This is a genomic window from Sulfitobacter sp. (genome assembly GCF_041552635.1).
GTDB lineage: Bacteria > Pseudomonadota > Alphaproteobacteria > Rhodobacterales > Rhodobacteraceae > Sulfitobacter.
Genome location: NZ_JBFEKM010000310.1, coordinates 1 through 2,436, shown reverse-complemented (window position 1 = coordinate 2,436; position 2,436 = coordinate 1). Strand labels below are relative to the sequence as shown.

At 54.1% G+C, this 2,436-nt stretch carries 1 protein-coding gene and 2 pseudogenes; 2 read left to right on the top strand and 1 reads right to left on the bottom strand.

Annotation, left to right across the window (positions count from 1 at the left end; translation table 11 throughout):
* Positions 1-63: 63 nt before the first annotated feature.
* Positions 64-288, top strand: a pseudogene (locus tag ABYT07_RS20480) (transposase); the annotation flags it as partial.
* A gap of 12 nt (positions 289-300) precedes the next feature.
* Here ABYT07_RS20480 and ABYT07_RS20475 read toward each other — a convergent pair.
* Positions 301-1,236 (bottom strand): IS110 family transposase, encoded by a 936-nt coding sequence (locus ABYT07_RS20475; RefSeq protein WP_372993847.1) that lies wholly within the window; start codon positions 1,234-1,236, stop codon positions 301-303.
* 227 nt (positions 1,237-1,463) lie between these two features.
* Between ABYT07_RS20475 and ABYT07_RS20470 the strand changes: the two are divergent.
* Positions 1,464-2,398 (top strand): annotated as a pseudogene (locus tag ABYT07_RS20470) (IS3 family transposase); the annotation flags it as partial.
* Positions 2,399-2,436: the final 38 nt, after the last annotated feature.

Sequence of the window (2,436 nt, the reverse complement as noted above, 5' to 3'; positions counted from 1 at the left end):
TGGACCTGTCGCGGTTTGATGCCGCTCCTTTGATAGCATTTACTGCAACAAAGGAGACGGACTATGGGACTGAAACGGACAGACGAATTCCGCAAAGATGCGGTGCGTATCGCACTGACCAGCGGACTTACACGCAAGGAAGTGGCGGATGATCTTGGCGTCGGGATGTCGACGCTGAACAAGTGGATCACAGCTCACCGAGATACGGATGTGGTGTCGAAAGAGGATTTGAGCCTCGCCCGAGAGAATGACCGGCTTCGGCGCGAGGTCCGCATTCTCAAGGAGGAGTATCCGTCTTGGTCAAGCCATGTTTTCGACCCATTTTCGTTGATCGCGCAGTAAGGCATTTGCGAGGACAAGCAGTTTGCGCATGACTGCTGTAATGGCGACTTTCTTTTCTTTCCCGACAGCGATGAGTTGATTGTATTTGGCTTTCATATCCGCGTTGTGACGGATCGCGACCAGCGCGGGCATGAAGATGGCGTGTCGTAGATTTGGGCGACCGCCTTGTATCCGTGCCTTTCCCTGCCATTTGCCTGAGCTTTGTGACATCGGTGCGAGGCCAGCAAGGCTTGCGACTTGTTTGCCGTCCAGCCCGCCGATCTCTGGCATGTCCACCAGGATCATGAGTGCCGTAGTCACACCGATGCCAGGAATGCTGGACAAAATGTCCAGTCGTTCACGCATTTGCTGATCTTGGTTAGCCAGCGCCAACATCGCGGTATCAATTTTAGCAATATCACACTCAATATGGCGCAGGCGCTTGGTAAGTTGCCCCTTCAAAAGTGCATGCGTCACCGTTGCGTTGCGAGCCTTAGCAGCTGTACGATCTTTTATGAGAGCCCGCCGTGCGCACAATAAGTCTCTGAGATCATACAAGCTTTCTGCTGTGAGAGGTTTTGGAACCAACTGCAAGGCAGCCCCCATTTTCGCCAACATCTCGCAATCAACACGATCTGTCTTTGCCAGTTTACCACTTGCCTGGGCAAATCTACGGGCCTGCTTTGGGTTCACTTTGACAAATCGGATCGGTCGGTTGCCAAGCTTCCGCTCCAACAACCTATGATACGCCCCTGTCGCTTCAAAGATGATCAGCGGGTCAGGCTGCAATTCAATCCACTTAATCAAATGCGCATGTCCGGTTTTGCTGTTCAAGAACTGCTTGTGCTGACCGTCGGCCAATCGATGAACATCAAGCGTGTCTTTGGAAACGTCGATGCCAATGGTATTGTTCATATGTCTTTTCCACCTTGTCTTGTCATACGGGCCCACCGCTAAAACGGCGCCCAAGTATCCGTTCAGGTCATGAGAAAAGACGAGGGCGACCTTACTCCTCCACGGTCCATCACGACCGAGCGGGAAACGATCTGACCCTCGCCGTCGCCCGGCATAAATGCCGTGCCGGACGACGGCTCCTGTATCGCACAAGAGCCACGTTTTAGATAAGACAAGCGGGACATCCTAAAAAAAGCCACCCAGTTCTTCGCGGGCCTAAAGCAATGAGGTTTAGGTTTATTCACTGCCCGGCAGGGTTATGCGAAGCATGATCCCGAGAGGGGAAGAACATCGAGATAACTTCCCGACCAATCGCCTGTGCCATGTTGTCGGTGTTAGCACGCGCGGATTGCGGGCTTGGCGCACCCGTCCAGCCAGCCGCCGACAGCGGTCTGACTTGGTCACTCTGGCGCATATTAAGGAACAGTCCCGTCTCAGCTTGGGCAGCTATGGTCGCCCGCGAATGACCGAAGAGCTGAAGGAAATTGGACTGGATATAGGCCACCGCCGCGTCGGCAGATTGATGCGCCAGAACGGCATATCAGTGGTCAGAACACGTAAGCACAAGGTGACGACAGACAGTGATCATAAGTTCAATATCGCACCGAACCTGCTGGACCGTGACTTCATGGCAGATGTGCCAAACCAGAAATGGGCGGGTGATATCAGCTACGTTTGGACCCGTGAGGGCTGGCTTTACTTGGCTGTGATCCTCGACTTGCATTCCCGTCGTATCATCGGCTGGGCAGTGAGCAATCGCATGAAGCGCGACTTGGCGATCCGGGCGTTGAATATGGCCATCGCGTTCCGGCAGCCGCCCAAAGGCTGTATCCATCATACGGATCGCGGGTCGCAATATTGTTCCCATGACTACCAGAAAATCCTGCGCCAGAATGGCTTCAAGGTGTCCATGAGCGGCAAAGGCAATTGTTATGACAATGCCGCCGTCGAAACCTTCTTCAAGACGATCAAAGCCGAGTTGATCTGGCGGCGGTCATGGGAAACGCGGCGGCAGGCTGAAATGGCGATCTTCGAATACATCAACGGCTTCTACAATCCGCGTCGCCGCCACTCAGCACTGGGCTGGAAAAGTCCTGTCGCCTTCGAACGAAAGGTGGCTTAAACGAGCACTTGGGGCGGCACGAAAGCGCGACAGGTCCA